Source organism: Synechococcus sp. MIT S1220, from assembly GCF_047303025.1.
GTDB lineage: Bacteria > Cyanobacteriota > Cyanobacteriia > PCC-6307 > Cyanobiaceae > Parasynechococcus.
In genome coordinates, this window is sequence record NZ_CP138939.1 from 65,051 (window position 1) to 78,399 (window position 13,349).

General features: G+C 59.3%; 15 protein-coding genes. 8 read left to right on the forward strand and 7 right to left on the reverse strand.

The window, feature by feature from the left end:
• The first annotated feature begins 82 nt into the window (after window positions 1-82).
• Window positions 83-628: a photosystem I assembly protein Ycf3 gene (locus SIB64_RS00340; RefSeq protein ID WP_413441375.1), complete on the forward strand. Its 546-nt coding sequence runs from the start codon at window positions 83-85 to the stop codon at window positions 626-628.
• 187 nt (window positions 629-815) lie between these two features.
• Here SIB64_RS00340 and SIB64_RS00345 read toward each other — a convergent pair whose 3' ends face one another.
• The gene (locus tag SIB64_RS00345; protein ID WP_413441376.1) at window positions 816-1,163 is read right to left on the reverse strand and encodes a hypothetical protein; all 348 of its coding nucleotides are present in this window, start codon (window positions 1,161-1,163) and stop codon (window positions 816-818) included.
• A gap of 444 nt (window positions 1,164-1,607) precedes the next feature.
• The gene (gene radA / locus SIB64_RS00350) at window positions 1,608-3,002 is read right to left on the reverse strand and encodes a DNA repair protein RadA (protein ID WP_413441377.1); all 1,395 of its coding nucleotides are present in this window, start codon (window positions 3,000-3,002) and stop codon (window positions 1,608-1,610) included.
• Window positions 3,003-3,093: 91 nt separating this feature from the next.
• On the opposite strand from radA, the gene rpaB reads away from it, so the two are divergent.
• Genes rpaB through SIB64_RS00375 form a run of 5 tightly spaced genes read left to right on the forward strand, consistent with a single transcriptional unit; the run spans window position 3,094 to window position 7,756 of the window.
• Window positions 3,094-3,840, forward strand: a complete 747-nt coding sequence (rpaB, locus tag SIB64_RS00355; protein ID WP_413441378.1) for a response regulator transcription factor RpaB — start codon at window positions 3,094-3,096, stop codon at window positions 3,838-3,840.
• Window positions 3,821-5,128, forward strand: coding sequence for a phosphate acyltransferase PlsX (plsX, locus tag SIB64_RS00360; RefSeq protein WP_413441379.1), 1,308 nt, complete (start codon window positions 3,821-3,823; stop codon window positions 5,126-5,128). The genes rpaB and plsX overlap by 20 nt, the downstream gene beginning before the upstream one ends.
• A gap of 27 nt (window positions 5,129-5,155) precedes the next feature.
• Window positions 5,156-6,175, forward strand: coding sequence for a beta-ketoacyl-ACP synthase III (locus tag SIB64_RS00365; protein WP_413441380.1), 1,020 nt, complete (start codon window positions 5,156-5,158; stop codon window positions 6,173-6,175).
• Between the two features lie 28 nt (window positions 6,176-6,203).
• Window positions 6,204-7,100, forward strand: coding sequence for an ACP S-malonyltransferase (fabD, locus tag SIB64_RS00370; RefSeq protein WP_413441381.1), 897 nt, complete (start codon window positions 6,204-6,206; stop codon window positions 7,098-7,100).
• On the forward strand, window positions 7,097-7,756 hold the full coding sequence (locus tag SIB64_RS00375; RefSeq protein WP_413441382.1) for a lysophospholipid acyltransferase family protein: 660 nt from the start codon (window positions 7,097-7,099) through the stop codon (window positions 7,754-7,756). Before fabD ends, SIB64_RS00375 begins: the two co-directional genes overlap by 4 nt.
• Here the strand turns inward: SIB64_RS00375 and SIB64_RS00380 are convergent.
• Genes SIB64_RS00380 through SIB64_RS00390 form a run of 3 tightly spaced genes read right to left on the reverse strand, consistent with a single transcriptional unit; the run spans window position 7,722 to window position 9,177 of the window.
• A complete protein-coding gene (locus SIB64_RS00380) occupies window positions 7,722-8,312 on the reverse strand; it encodes a YdcF family protein (RefSeq protein ID WP_413442795.1) in 591 nt (196 codons plus the stop codon). The two genes, SIB64_RS00375 and SIB64_RS00380, sit on opposite strands and share 35 nt — an antisense overlap.
• Entirely contained in the window at window positions 8,312-8,929 is a 618-nt protein-coding gene (gene tsaB / locus SIB64_RS00385) for a tRNA (adenosine(37)-N6)-threonylcarbamoyltransferase complex dimerization subunit type 1 TsaB (RefSeq protein ID WP_413441383.1), read from the reverse strand. The genes SIB64_RS00380 and tsaB overlap by 1 nt, the downstream gene beginning before the upstream one ends.
• Window positions 8,926-9,177: a Ycf34 family protein gene (locus SIB64_RS00390; RefSeq protein WP_413442796.1), complete on the reverse strand. Its 252-nt coding sequence runs from the start codon at window positions 9,175-9,177 to the stop codon at window positions 8,926-8,928. The genes tsaB and SIB64_RS00390 overlap by 4 nt, the downstream gene beginning before the upstream one ends.
• Here SIB64_RS00390 and SIB64_RS00395 point away from each other — a divergent pair.
• Window positions 9,176-10,408 (forward strand): CCA tRNA nucleotidyltransferase, encoded by a 1,233-nt coding sequence (locus tag SIB64_RS00395; RefSeq protein WP_413441384.1) that lies wholly within the window; start codon window positions 9,176-9,178, stop codon window positions 10,406-10,408. The two genes, SIB64_RS00390 and SIB64_RS00395, sit on opposite strands and share 2 nt — an antisense overlap.
• 63 nt (window positions 10,409-10,471) lie before the next feature.
• A complete protein-coding gene (locus SIB64_RS00400) occupies window positions 10,472-10,903 on the forward strand; it encodes an RNA recognition motif domain-containing protein (RefSeq protein WP_413442797.1) in 432 nt (143 codons plus the stop codon).
• Window positions 10,904-10,983: 80 nt separating this feature from the next.
• On the opposite strand, the gene SIB64_RS00405 is transcribed toward SIB64_RS00400, so the two are convergent.
• Window positions 10,984-11,892, reverse strand: a complete 909-nt coding sequence (locus SIB64_RS00405) for a phytoene synthase (protein WP_413441385.1) — start codon at window positions 11,890-11,892, stop codon at window positions 10,984-10,986.
• Window positions 11,893-11,895: 3 nt separating this feature from the next.
• A complete protein-coding gene (gene pds, locus SIB64_RS00410) occupies window positions 11,896-13,314 on the reverse strand; it encodes a 15-cis-phytoene desaturase (RefSeq protein WP_413441386.1) in 1,419 nt (472 codons plus the stop codon).
• Window positions 13,315-13,349: the final 35 nt, after the last annotated feature.

A 13,349-nucleotide genomic window follows, 5' to 3' on the forward strand; every position in this document is an offset into this window, starting at 1 on the left:
TCGAGCACAACGGTCTGCAGTGCTAAACCCACGAGCGATCGATCGTTAAGAGCAGGCTAGGTCGCGCAGCAAAGCCGTCAGGATGGAGTCACTCCGCCGGCGCGCCGTGCCACGCAGCAACCGCAACGACAACTTCATCGACAAGAGCTTCACGGTGATGGCGGATCTGATCGTCAAGCTGCTGCCGATCAACGCCAGGTCCAAAGAAGCCTATGTGTATTACCGCGATGGCCTCTCAGCACAGAACGACGGCGATTACGCCGAGGCCCTGGAAAATTACGAAGAGAGCCTGAAACTCGAGGAAAACCCCACAGACCGGGGTGAAACACTCAAGAACATGGCGATTATTTATATGTCCAACGGCGAGGAAGAGCGGGCGATCGAGACGTACCAAAAGGCCCTCGAGGAAAACCCGAAGCAGCCGTCCTGCCTCAAGAACATGGGCCTGATTTTCGAGAAGCGCGGACGGATTGCAGAAGAGGAAGGACGCCGAGACGACGCCGATCGCTGGTTCGATCAGGCCGCTGATGTCTGGACCCAGGCGGTCCGCCTGAACCCAGGCGGCTACCTGGACATTGAAAACTGGTTGAAATCGACTGGCCGCAGCAATGTGGATGTTTATTTCTAGCTAAAAAATTCCTGGAGATAATTTTTTTTGCAGCGCATTCATCTTTGAACAAAATATACTTAAATAAGAAAATTTTATTCTGCGGCCAGCGTTGATCAATTGCCTGTAACTAATAACCCAAATTTTTTAAACGACTTGGGTGGTAAAGCCGCTCATGGTCCGCGTAGATGCTCACGTCAACAGGACTTTAACAGATAACACCAACTTCTCTTTCACCATCTTTCAAGTAAGAGAACGTGAATGAATTTTCCGATTGTGGATCAAACTCACGAATCGCCTGGTCACGCTCCTCCCATGAGATCAAACCATAACCTCCGTACTTCCAGAGCGCATTAACATCGTGGCCATAATTGACAAACCTCAGGGCACCCAACCTCATGCCTGGAAGGTTCGAAAAATAAACTCTCGACTCGTCGTACATCAACACAATTTCCTCAAAGTAAAGCTCGTTGTAAATGCCAATGTCGGCATTTTGATCAAAACGCAAATGCCATGACGCAAAAGCACGAATTTCCGCGTTTGGATCTGATACCAACTCAGGCAGAACATCAACAGACCCATCGTCCTATCTTGGATATCGGCATTGATACTGATAATTAGCGACCTGAAGAGACAGCTCCAAAAACATTCGATGCTCATCATTAGGCTTGATTGTTTTAAAGAGCCCAAGAATCCAGGCCCTAAGCTGACGATCGTTCTCGGTGAGCGGCGGATTGGAGTCCAGATCAACGGGAAAATCAGCAGACAGGGCAGCCGAACTGAACAAGAATGTTGAGCCGAATGTTCCACACAACAAAAGGGGAAGCAACCACAACAATGGCTTGAGCTGCCGCCGAATGAAGACGTTCATTGAAGCCAAGTCAACGACAATTTCTTCATGTATTCAGTTCCTGACGTTCGCCCATGACAGCTCACTCAGGATCATCCAATGGGTGATTTCACACATCAGATCCTGATCAGCCCACGCCGGCAAAAGCGATCATCCATCCGCCCTCACCTGATCACCCAGAGCCAGAACGAGCGCTTCACTGACTGTTTCGGCTTCCAGAAGAGCCAGATCCAACCCTGCTGCCAAATCGCCCAAACCGCTGCCTCGGGGCACCACCGCCCGACGAAACCCAAGTCGGGCGGCTTCCTGCAAACGCAGCTCAAGCTGCCCAACCGGCCTGAGCTGGCCGCCCAAACCCAGCTCACCCACCAGAACGGTTCCAGCCGGAAGCGTGAGGTCGCGGAAGCTGGCGACTACCGCAGCGGCGACTCCCAGATCAGCGGCCGGCTCCTCCACCTCCAACCCGCCAGCAACAGCGAGGTAGCAATCGAAGCGGGACAACGGTATTCCCATGTGTTTCTCGAGCACCGCCAGGATCTGATGCAGACGATTCGTGCCGATTCCCGTCGCGGTGCGCCGGGGGCTTGCGTAGCTGGTGACATTCACCAGCGCTTGCAAATCCACCACCAGAGAGCGCGTGCCCTCACAAGCAACGATGGTGGCCACTCCTGAGGCGCGGGCATCACTCAAGAACAGCTCGCTGGGGTTGCCCACCTCCGCAAGCCCTCCGGCCTGCATTTCGAACAAACCGAGCTCATGGGTGGCTCCAAAACGGTTCTTGACCCCCCTCAACAGCCGATGGCTGGCGAAACGGTCCCCCTCAAACGTGAGCACCGCATCAACAAGGTGCTCCAGCACTTTGGGGCCCGCCAGCATGCCCTCCTTCGTGACATGCCCCACCAACAACAGAGCGGTGGTCTGCCGCTTCGCCAAGCGCTGGAGCGCCGCTGCACACTCGCGCACCTGTCCAACGGAACCTGGCGCACTGCTCAGATCTCCATCGTGGAGCGCCTGGATGCTGTCGATGATCGCGACCGCTGGCTGAAGAGCCTCCAGCTCCTGAAGCACCAGATCAAGATCGGTCTCCGCAAGGAGCTGCAGATCACTGTCGCCACCGGCAAGCCGCTGCCAGCGCAACTTCACCTGCTGAGCCGACTCTTCAGCACTGACATACAGAACAGAGCAATGAGCAGCCAGCGCCGAAGCGGTCTGCAACAGAAGGGTGCTTTTGCCGATCCCGGGGTCACCACCCACGAGGATCAGGGAACCCGGCACCAAGCCGCCCCCCAGCACCCGATCAAACTCCTCCGACCCCGTGCAAAGCCTCTGCAGGGGGAGATCCTGCAAGGAGGCAATGGCGGTGGATCGCCGTGGTGCCGCTGAACGCTCGGGATTCGGATCTGAGCGCCGCCGCCGACCGTCGGTTTTGGGTTGGTTCTGCTCCACCAGCGTGTTCCAGCTACCGCACTCCGGACAGCGGCCAAAGAACTGCCGCGCCTTGGCTCCACAGGCCTGGCAGACGAATTGAGAGGAGGAGCGGGGCACTGCGAACTATGAAGAAAGTTGCTGTTGGGTGAACAAAAGGGGGGTAGGCGCTTTTATCTGTTCCGCAGAAGCATTAAGCGCCAGAGGCGTTATGACGACCACGGCTCCCTCCAAGGAAACAATCCTCGTGGTCGACGACGAGGCCTCGATCCGACGAATTCTGGAAACCAGACTGTCGATGATTGGGTACAACGTCGTCACTGCCTGTGATGGAACAGAAGCACTGGAACTGTTCCACAACTGCGTGCCAGATCTGGTGGTGCTGGACGTGATGATGCCAAAGCTTGATGGCTATGGGGTGTGCCAGGAACTCCGCAAGGAATCGGACGTTCCGATCGTGATGCTCACAGCCCTCGGTGATGTGGCCGACCGCATTACCGGACTGGAGCTCGGTGCCGATGACTACGTCGTCAAACCCTTCAGCCCGAAGGAGCTGGAAGCCCGGATTCGCTGCGTTCTGCGGCGGGTTGAGAAGGAGCAGGTCGCTGGCATTCCGAATTCCGGTGTGATCCAGGTGTCAGATCTGCGGATCGACACGAACAAGCGCCAGGTGTTCCGCGCTGATGAACGCATCCGACTCACCGGCATGGAATTCAGCCTGCTCGAACTGCTCGTGAGTCGATCAGGCGAACCGTTCAACCGGGGCGAAATTCTCAAGGAAGTCTGGGGTTACACCCCCGAGCGCCATGTAGACACCCGAGTTGTGGACGTTCATATCTCCCGGCTGCGCTCCAAGCTGGAAGATGATCCAGCCAACCCCGAGCTGATTCTCACGGCTCGAGGCACCGGCTACCTGTTCCAGCGCATCGTCGACTCCGTTGCCTCCGAAGGAAACTGATTCCTCCCCGGCCATTGGGCCCTGGAGCAAAAGCAATCGACCACGGGCGATCCGACGCCTCGTGATCTGGTACCGGCGAAACGCAGCCGTCACCACAATTGTGGACAGCGCCACCAGCTCAGCCTCGGCCGCTGGAAATGTGGCCGGAACTGTGGTGTCGGGCGCTGGCAACGTTGCCAGCACCGTGCTGCAGCCCCTGGTGTTCGACCCATTGCGGCGCTTACAGGGGGGCAATGACGCCGAGGAAATCCGTGATGCCGATCGGCTTTGGGTGGCCGTCGACGGGATGGGCGGAGACCATGCTCCGGGCCCGATCCTGGATGGATGCCTGCAGGCGATCGAACGCCTTCCCTTGCGGATCCGCTTCGTTGGAGAGCGGGAGCAGGTTCTTGCCGCTGCCGATGCCCTCGACCTGCGCGAGAGCCTTGAGAAAGCCAAGCGCGCCGGTCATCTGGATCTGGTGGCCAGCGGTCCCACCATCGGCATGAACGAGGAAGCCACTGCCGTGCGTCGTAAACGCGACGCCAGCATCAATGTGGCGATGGATCTGGTCAAAAAAGGCAAGGCCCTTGCGGTGTATTCCGCCGGAAACTCGGGTGCGGTGATGGCCTCCGCCATCTTCAGGCTGGGGCGGCTGAAGGGCATTGACCGGCCGGCCATCGGTGCCCTGTTCCCCACCAAGGATCCCGGGCAACCTGTGCTGGTACTGGATGTAGGCGCAAACATGGATTGCAAGCCCACCTACCTGCATCAGTTCGCCCTGCTTGGAAACATCTACAGCCGGGATGTGCTCCAGGTGAGCCGGCCACGCATCGGTCTGCTCAACATCGGAGAAGAGGAATGCAAGGGAAACGATCTCGCCCTAAAAACCCATGACCTGCTGCGCGAAGAATCTCGGCTGCGATTCGCAGGCAACTGTGAAGGGCGTGATGTGCTCTCTGGTGAATTTGATGTGGTGGTCTGCGATGGATTCACCGGCAATGTTCTTTTGAAATTTCTGGAATCTGTCGGCAGCGTGCTTCTTGGTGTCCTGCGGGCCGAATTACCGCGAGGACGCCGCGGCAAGGTTGGATCAGCCTTTCTGCGCAGCAACCTCAAACGGATCAAGAAGCGGCTCGACCACGCCGAACACGGGGGTGCATTGCTCCTCGGCGTCAATGGCATCTGTGTGATTGGCCACGGCAGCAGCAAGGCGCTGTCTGTTGTGAGCGCCTTGCGACTGGCCCACTCCGCCGCAAGCCATGGCGTGATGGATGATCTGGCGGAACTTCAGAGTTGCTGTGGTTGACTGACGCCATCTGGAGTCATCCAATTCTTGACCGACCTGCCCCCCAGGTGCGCCGGCGTGCTGCTTAGGGGCTGCGGCAGCGCAACACCTGCACGTTCGATCAGCAACGATGAACTCGGAGATCGCGTTGAGACCAGCGATACCTGGATCCGCAGCCGCACGGGCATTGCCGCTAGACGCATTGTCGGACGAGAGGAATCGCTAACTGCGCTCAGTGCCAAAGCTGCGGAGGCGGCTCTTCAGATGGCCGGGTGGTCTGCCGACAGCCTCGATCTGATCCTGCTGGCCACCTCCACTCCGGATGATCTGTTCGGATCGGCGCCGCGTCTTCAAGCCAGGATCGGCGCTGTTCGTGCTGCGGCCTTTGACGTCACGGCGGCCTGCAGCGGCTTCCTTTTTGCGGTGATCACCGCTGCTCAATACCTGCGCTGCGGTGCGATGCAGCGGATCCTGGTCGTGGGAGCGGATCAGCTCAGCCGCTGGGTCGACTGGGATGACCGTCGCTCCTGCGTGCTATTCGGAGATGCGGCCGGTGCCCTCGTGCTAGAAGCATCGATCGATGGTCAGGATGATCTGGGCGGCTTCTTACTGCGCTCCGATGGAAGCCGTGGCGACGTGCTGCAACTGCCTCATCACCGCGACCATCTCCCGCTGGTGGGCTCGGCCAGTCACCAGAAAGGTGGCTTTGAGTCGATTCAAATGAACGGCCAGGAGGTCTATAAATTCGCCGTCCGGGAAGTGCCGGCAATCCTTGATGCCCTGCTGCAAAAGACAGGTGCCTCGGCTGAGCAGCTCGACTGGTTGCTGTTGCATCAGGCCAACCAACGCATCCTCGACGCAGTCGCCGAGAGGTTTTCCATCCCGCAGAGCAAGGTGCTCAGCAATCTGGCCAGTTACGGCAACACCTCGGCTGCCACGATTCCGCTGATGTTGGATGAAGCGGTGCGCGATGGGCGGATCCAGGCGGGCCATCGAATCGCCAGCAGTGGTTTCGGTGCAGGGCTGAGCTGGGGTGCCGCCCTTCTTCGTTGGAGCGGGCCGGCGTAACCTCCGGCACTGCCGATGCAACAAACCGATGGCGATCGCCTGGCTCTTTCCTGGACAGGGATCTCAGAAGCTGGGCATGGCCGACGCCGTGATCGATTTGCCGGATGCGGCAGATCGCTTTGCCCTTGCCTCGGAATTGACCGGCCGTGACCTGTTGGCCATCTGCCGTGGTAATGCCCGGAACGGTGATCAGCCGGCGGATCTCAATGACACACGCAACACCCAGCTAGCTCTGTTTGTGGTGGAATCTCTGCTTGCAGACAACTTGATTCAGCAGGGCCGGGAGGCGGCGTTGGTCGCTGGCCACAGTCTTGGTGAGCTGGTGGCGCTTTATGCGGCAGGGGTCTTTGATCTCGAGACCGGACTCAAGCTCATGAGAACCCGCTCGGAGCTCATGGCAGCAGCCGGCGGTGGCGCCATGACAGCGGTGATCGGCTTTGACCGCAGCCAGCTGGAGACCTTGGTGGAGGGCACCGATGGGATCAGCATCGCCAACGACAACAGTGATGCTCAGGTGGTGCTGTCAGGCACCCCTGCAGCGGTGCAGACGGTGAGTGAGGCACTGACCTGCAAGCGGGCGATCCCCCTGGCGGTGTCGGGTGCCTTCCACTCCCCCTTCATGGCCGACGCAGCCGATCAGTTCAGCCAGGTGCTCGATCAGGTGTGCTTCCGCGATGCAAAGGTGCCCGTGCTCAGCAACAGTGATCCGCGTGCAAGCCGTGATGGTGACGTGCTCAAGCAACGCCTGAAACATCAGATGACCAGTGGCGTGCGGTGGCGCGAAACCATGAGCAACCTCACCGTTGACGGCATTGACACCCTGGTGGAGATCGGACCTGGCAATGTGCTGAGTGGACTTGCCAAACGGGCCATGAAAGGGGTCGCGATCTCCCAGATCGCAAGCACTGGTGATCTAGGGCTGTGAGCAGCACCACTCCGTCAACGCTTGTTATCACCCCTCGGCCAAGCCTGACCTACAAGCTGGTGAGCAGCCTGCTTGTATTTCCGATCTTCCGTGGGCTGTTTCGCGGGTCCACCGTGGGTAACAACCGCGTTCCGCGGCAAGGCCCTCTGGTGGTTGTCGCAAATCATGGGTCCCATTTGGATCCTCCCCTGCTGGGCCATGCCCTCGGCCGTCCCGTGGCCTTCATGGCGAAGGCAGAACTCTTTGCTGTACCGGTGCTTGGAGCGGTGATCCGTGCCTGCGGCGCTTACCCGGTGCGACGTGGCGCCAGCGACAGAGAAGCGATCCGAATTGCCACCACACGGCTGGACGAGGGTTGGGCGACCGGCGTTTTCCTGGATGGGACGCGCCAGCCGGACGGCCGCGTGAACCACCCTCTGCCCGGGGCCGCTCTGCTAGCTGCACGCACAAGTGCACCGCTCTTGCCTGTCGCCATCGTCAACAGCCACAGGGCTCTTGGCTCGGGGCGGAACTGGCCACGCCTTGTGCCGATCCAGTTGCGAATCGGTGAACCGATCCCCCCTCCCGCCGGCCGACGACGGGCGGATCTGGATGCAACCACCGCAGAAGTTCAGAGGCGGATCAACGCGATGCTGGATCAGGGGATATTGCATTAGGAGTTGCTGCATCCCTGAGATCGCGCCCTGTCGTAACCCAGACGACAGCTCTTAACCAATCACTGGTGCGCTTAAGCAATCCCTCGTCACGGCATTCCGGAGTACAGGCCACCGCCACTCCAGTGAGGTGGATGCCGCGACTACCAGCCACCACCTGCCCAACGGCCATGGCCCGCGGCAGGTGATCCTCACTGGTCACCATCAACACGTGCCGGACTTTGCGGCGCTGCAGGTCATCCACGATTGAGGTGAAATTTCCCAACGTGTCACGCGCCCGGTAATCCAGCTGCACCCGCTCCGTCGGTAAACCTTCCTGCTGAATCAGCCAATCGGCGTATTCACGGTTGCTGCCTCCACTGACCAGCAAGGGAAGATCAAATTGTCGCGCCAGCTTCGCTCCCATCCGCTCACGATCCACATCGCCACCCAGCACCAACACGATCTGAGGTGGGCTGTGATCCAGCAATGCTCTGCGGTAGGGCGCCAGCGGTCCCGCACTCACCATCCACAGCATCAAGCCACCACTGAGCAGCAACCCTGCCCGCAAACCCGCCATCAGACGGCTCCGACAGGGGAGGTGGGATAAATCGGCAACACGGTCTGCCATGGCATGGACTGCTGCGCCGCCCATCCATCCCCAAGACACTTCAGAAGGACCAAAACATCCTCTTGAACCCGCTCATCTGCCTCGAGCACCGGGCCATCCATCTTTTGATCATCCGCCAGCAGTCGTGGACGCACGAGTTCCTCAACGCGCTCGTCATGAACCGCATAACGACCGGCAACATGGCCACGACGAGGCAAAACGCGACTGATCCAGAAGGGCTGAGCAGGATTGGGCAACGCACGCGACAGACGCGCAGCCATTAGGGCATAGCTGCTCAATCCCAACAACGGACAATCGAGCTGCTGCGCCAGCGTTCGAGCCATCACCACCGACAGACGGGTCCCAGTGAAACCGCCAGGTCCGGTGGCCACGGCCAGCGCATCGAGCTCACGCCATCGTTCTCTTGGCAGAAGAGACTCGACGCGGGAGATCAAGCTGTTTGAGAGGCCGCGGCCGTCCTCAAAGACCAAAGCGTTGGGTGTTGCCGGGTTCAGGCGATCCTGCAGCGCGACTCCGAAGCATTCCGTGCAGCTGTGCATCGCCAACAAAAGAGGCACGCCACTCATGCCGGCAGCCTCTCTCCAGGCCTCAAGCGCTGCCAACGTCCCGCTTCCAGGGCAAAGCTTCCACAAGCGCGCACATCCCACTCCACCCCAGCACCGCCACAGGGAAGATCCATCACAGAAACGTGAATCCTCGGGGACTCAGGTTCGAAGTCGGGGCTGGCTGTGAGGTGGGGGGCGCCATGTTGCCGTTCGACTGCGTGATAGGCCTGACAACGGTCGACCCAGCGGCAGTTCACGCAGATGCACATGCCCCCAGACGCCGCAACGCCCATCATTTTGGAGCCTCGGAGCCGTATTGACGCACTCTGGGCCGCACTGGCACCGGATCGTTGGCCTGTTCGGGTTCAGGACCTGCCGCAAGGGACAGCCCTGGTGGGTGGAGCCGTGCGCGATGCCTTGCTGGGACGCCAGTGCAAACAACCTGATCTCGACCTTGTGGTCCCTGAGGGGGCAATCAATCTCAGCCGGAAGCTTGCCGAATCGCTTGGTGGGAGCACCGTTGTTCTGGATGCAGAGCGGGACATGGCCCGGTTGGTGGTGCGCGGCTGGACGATTGATTTCGCCCGTTGTGACGGACCAAACCTTGAGGCGGATCTGCAGAGGCGGGACTTCCGGATCAATGCCATCGCTCTGCAGCTGCAACCACCCAGGAATCTGATCGATCCCACTGGAGGACTCCTTGATCTTCGCGACGGGCAGTTGGTGGCCGTGTGCGAAGCCAACCTGATGGATGATCCCCTGCGTCTGCTGCGCGGTCTGCGGTTGATGGCGGAGATCCCGCTTCAACTCGAACCCCAGACGGCTCAATGGATTGAGCGGCACTGTGCCCTGCTGAGCAGGGCAGCACCCGAGCGAATTCTGGCGGAACTGCAGCGGCTCGTTGCTGCACCCAGGGCGGATGCTGCGATAACTCAGCTCCAAGAGATGGAGCTCTTGCTCCCATGGCAAGACGCGACCAATCGATGGGATCAAACTCACACTCCTGCGGCCGCTCAGGCCGCAGAAATGGATGAACCGGAGCGCTGCCTTGCCCTGCCGTTGGCGCGCCTGGCTCATCTCACCAGCGACGAAGGCCTGAAATGCCTGCGAGCCAGCAGAAAGTTGACGCAGCGGTGCCTGCGCCTGCGCCACTGGGTCGCAAAAATGTCAGGGAATCCTGACAAATTGAGCGAAAAGCAAAGGGTTGCGCTTCACAGCGAGCTTGAAGACGACCTACCGGCTCTGATCCTGGGGTTGCCGGCCCAGCTCCGTTCGGAATGGCTCTCCCGATGGCGGGATCACAACGACCCCCTGTTTCACCCGGCGTCACCGCTGAACGGTTCCACCCTCCAGAGGGAACTTGGACTCAAGCCGGGACCAGCGATCGGAGAGTTGATTGAGCATCTCCGCTGTGAACATGCCTTCCATCGCATCAGTGGACAATCCTCAGCCCTGGCAGCAGCTCAGCACTGGTGTTCCCTCCACAGCGACTTGCTGTGATTAACTCTCTAGGTGTCAACGATGACGGTCCGACACCGACAGATCACACTTAATTTCCCCTTCATGAGCATCCGCCTGTACATCGGCAACTTGCCGCAATCTTTTAACGATCAGGAGCTGGATGCTCTGTTGAAAGGAGCCGGCGAAGGCATTCGCTTTAAACCTGTTCTCGATCGCGATAGCGGTAGCTGCCGCGGTTTCGGTTTTGCGAATGTCGACGACCCAAAAGTTGCCGACGCCATCATCGAGCAGCTGAATGGAAAAGATTTCGGTGGAAACGCCCTTCGCGTTGAACGCTCTGAACGTCGTGACAACAACGCCGGCAACAGGCGTAGTGGCCAGGGAGCTGGAAACAACCAGTCCCAGGCAGCCCGCAAGGCCAACAACAAGGTTGTTCATAGCGACGGACCTGCCCCGGAAGCTCCTGACCCCCGCTGGGCCGGTGAACTCTCCAAGCTGAAGGATCTGCTCGCCAATCAGACCACCCCTGTCTGAATCAACAGCCACACACAACAAAAACCCCCGATTGACCCGAGTGTCAATCGGGGGTTCTTTTCAGAACATGATCCCTGGTTTCAACGGGCCTGGGCCAGCAGAAACGAACGTGGCAGATCGGCGATCTTCGCCAAACGACTCACGTAGGCGCGACGGTTGAAGACGTCGTAGTCGACCCGTTCAATCGCATCGAGAATGCCGCGATAGAGGCGCAGTGAGGTCCAAACGGGCCAACGGGCATCCCGTGATAACCAACGCACTCCGGCCTCCGAGCGTGCGAACCAATCGCGTGCCCTTGCCAGCTGAAAGATCATCAATTCGCGCCAAGCCTGGTTGAGCCGACCGGCCATCAGGTCGTCTTCTGAGTATCCGAAACGCTCCAGATCCTCCTGGGGTAGATAAATCCTGCCGCGACCGCGGTCCTCGCCAACATCCCTCAGGATGTTCGTGAGTTGGTTGGCAATGCCGAGGGCCACAGCTGCATCGGAGGTATCTGGCCTATCGCTCCAAGGCGCAGAGGTGTAGGCCTTATCCACACCCATCACGCCCTGGGTCATTAAACCGACCGTTCCGGCAACCCTGTAGCAATACAGCTTGAGATCCTCGAAACGCGGGTAGCGAGTCCAGGTGAGATCCATGCGCTGGCCCTCGATCATGTCGAGATAAGGCTGGATCCCTTGGGGAAAACGTTCCAGGGTGTCGACCATGACGGCATCGAGATCGTCCGCGACATGTCCGTCGAAGAGGGCACGGGTCTTCTCTTCCCAGCGGTCGAGTCGCTCAGCAAGCTCCTCGACGGGTCTGGCCTGCGCCTCAGGGCTGTCCATGAGCTCATCCGTTCGGCGACACCAGACGTAGATCGCCCAGATTGCCCGGCGTTTCTCAAGTGGGAGCAGAAGCGTTCCCAAATAAAAAGTCTTGGCCCACTCGGCGGTCTCCCGTCGGCAAGCCTCAAAGGCTGCGTCGAGATCCGGGGCTGCGGGGAGCATGACTCAGGCCGCGATCGGCTCGCTGACAGGGGACGATGATGCCAGCTGATCCCTCTTGCGGTCCACCGCACCAGCGCAGAGCTTGCCGCTGAGAACAGCACCCTCCATCGAAGCGAGGTAGCGCTGCATCGTGTAGTCGCCCGCCAGGAAGAAATTCCTGATCGGGGTGGTCTGTTCAGGCCGGAGCTTCTGACAGCCAGGCGTGGTTTTGTAGACCGACAACGGCGTCTTCACCACCTTGTACTTGCGCAAGGTGGCTGGGTTGTCGCCACCAAAGTGCATCGGGAAGAGCTTGTTGAGCTCACCCATGGTCGCCTCGATGATCTCCTCGTCCGGACGGCCGATCCAATCCTTGGCAGGAGCAAAGACAAGCTCGAGCATCGACTTGTCCGGGTCTTCGTATTCCTTGCAGGTGATGCTCATGTCGGCATAAACGCTGAGCAATGGAGAGCGACTAAACAACAGATGGTCGATGTCAGTCAGCTTGCGGTCAAACCAGAGATGCAAATTGATTACGGGCACACCGCGAAGGCCATCGAGCTTGCTGAACACCTCCATCTGTTTCCAGGGTTCGGGCAGCAGCAACTTGAAGGGATCGACAGGCAGTGCACTGACATAGGCATCGGCTTTGAGGTCAAAGCTCTCCTTGCCCTTCACCCCGCCAATGTGAAATGCAGCGACCGAGCCATCGGCATTCAGTCTGATCTCACGTAACGGGGCGTCTAGATGCACCTCTCCGCCGAGGGCCTCGATGTGTTCGACCATCGGCTGGCAAAGTCTTTCCGGCGGAGCTCCATCGAGGAAGGCCATCTGGGATCCGTTCTTCTCTTGGAGGAATCGATTCAGGGCCGTGAGTACAACCGTCGCGGAGATTTCATCGGGATCAATGAAGTTCAAAGCCTTGCTCATGGCGATGAACACCTCATCGTTGACCCGCTCTGGGATGTTGTGAATCCGGAGCCACTCCGTCCAGGAATACTGATCGCACTCCTCCACGTAGCCCTGGCCGCGCAGCATCGCCGGAACCAGACCCAGACCAAAACTGATCTTTTCGGGCCACGTGAGCATGTCGTTGTTCCCGAGGATCGCTGCCACCCCATTGACGGGCGCTGGCAGATCAGGAAAGTCGAAACGGCTATAAGTCCCCGGTTCTTCGGGCTGGTTAAAGATCATCGAGTGGCTCTTCCACTGCAGCCGGTCCTCGATGTTCAGCTCTTTAAACAACTGCAGCATGTTCGGGTAGGCCCCGAAAAAGATGTGCAGACCGGTTTCATACCAGTCGCCGTCCTCGTCCTTCCAGGCCGCCACCTTGCCTCCAAGCACGTCACGGGCTTCCACCACGATCGGTGTGTGGCCTGCATCCGCGAGGTATTTGGCACAGGACAGACCCGCAAGACCGGCTCCGGCAATAGCGACGCGCATGCGGATGGTTGAAAAGTGAAACCAACCTTAAAAGG

Bases quoted from the DNA above. Each gene is read 5' to 3' on its own strand.
- SIB64_RS00390 (WP_413442796.1), bottom strand. From the start codon at position 9,177: ATGTGCATCTGCGTGAACTGCCGCTGGGTCGACCGTTGTCAGGCCTAT.
- SIB64_RS00405 (WP_413441385.1), bottom strand. From the start codon at position 11,892: ATGCTCCCCGCAGCCCCGGATCTCGACGCAGCCTTTGAGGCTTGCCGA.
- tsaB (WP_413441383.1), bottom strand. From the start codon at position 8,929: ATGAGTGGCGTGCCTCTTTTGTTGGCGATGCACAGCTGCACGGAATGC.
- fabD (WP_413441381.1), top strand. From the start codon at position 6,204: ATGGCGATCGCCTGGCTCTTTCCTGGACAGGGATCTCAGAAGCTGGGC.
- SIB64_RS00340 (WP_413441375.1), top strand. From the start codon at position 83: ATGGAGTCACTCCGCCGGCGCGCCGTGCCACGCAGCAACCGCAACGAC.
- rpaB (WP_413441378.1), top strand. From the start codon at position 3,094: ATGACGACCACGGCTCCCTCCAAGGAAACAATCCTCGTGGTCGACGAC.
- SIB64_RS00395 (WP_413441384.1), top strand. From the start codon at position 9,176: ATGCCCCCAGACGCCGCAACGCCCATCATTTTGGAGCCTCGGAGCCGT.
- SIB64_RS00380 (WP_413442795.1), bottom strand. From the start codon at position 8,312: ATGGCGGGTTTGCGGGCAGGGTTGCTGCTCAGTGGTGGCTTGATGCTG.
- SIB64_RS00400 (WP_413442797.1), top strand. From the start codon at position 10,472: ATGAGCATCCGCCTGTACATCGGCAACTTGCCGCAATCTTTTAACGAT.
- pds (WP_413441386.1), bottom strand. From the start codon at position 13,314: ATGCGCGTCGCTATTGCCGGAGCCGGTCTTGCGGGTCTGTCCTGTGCC.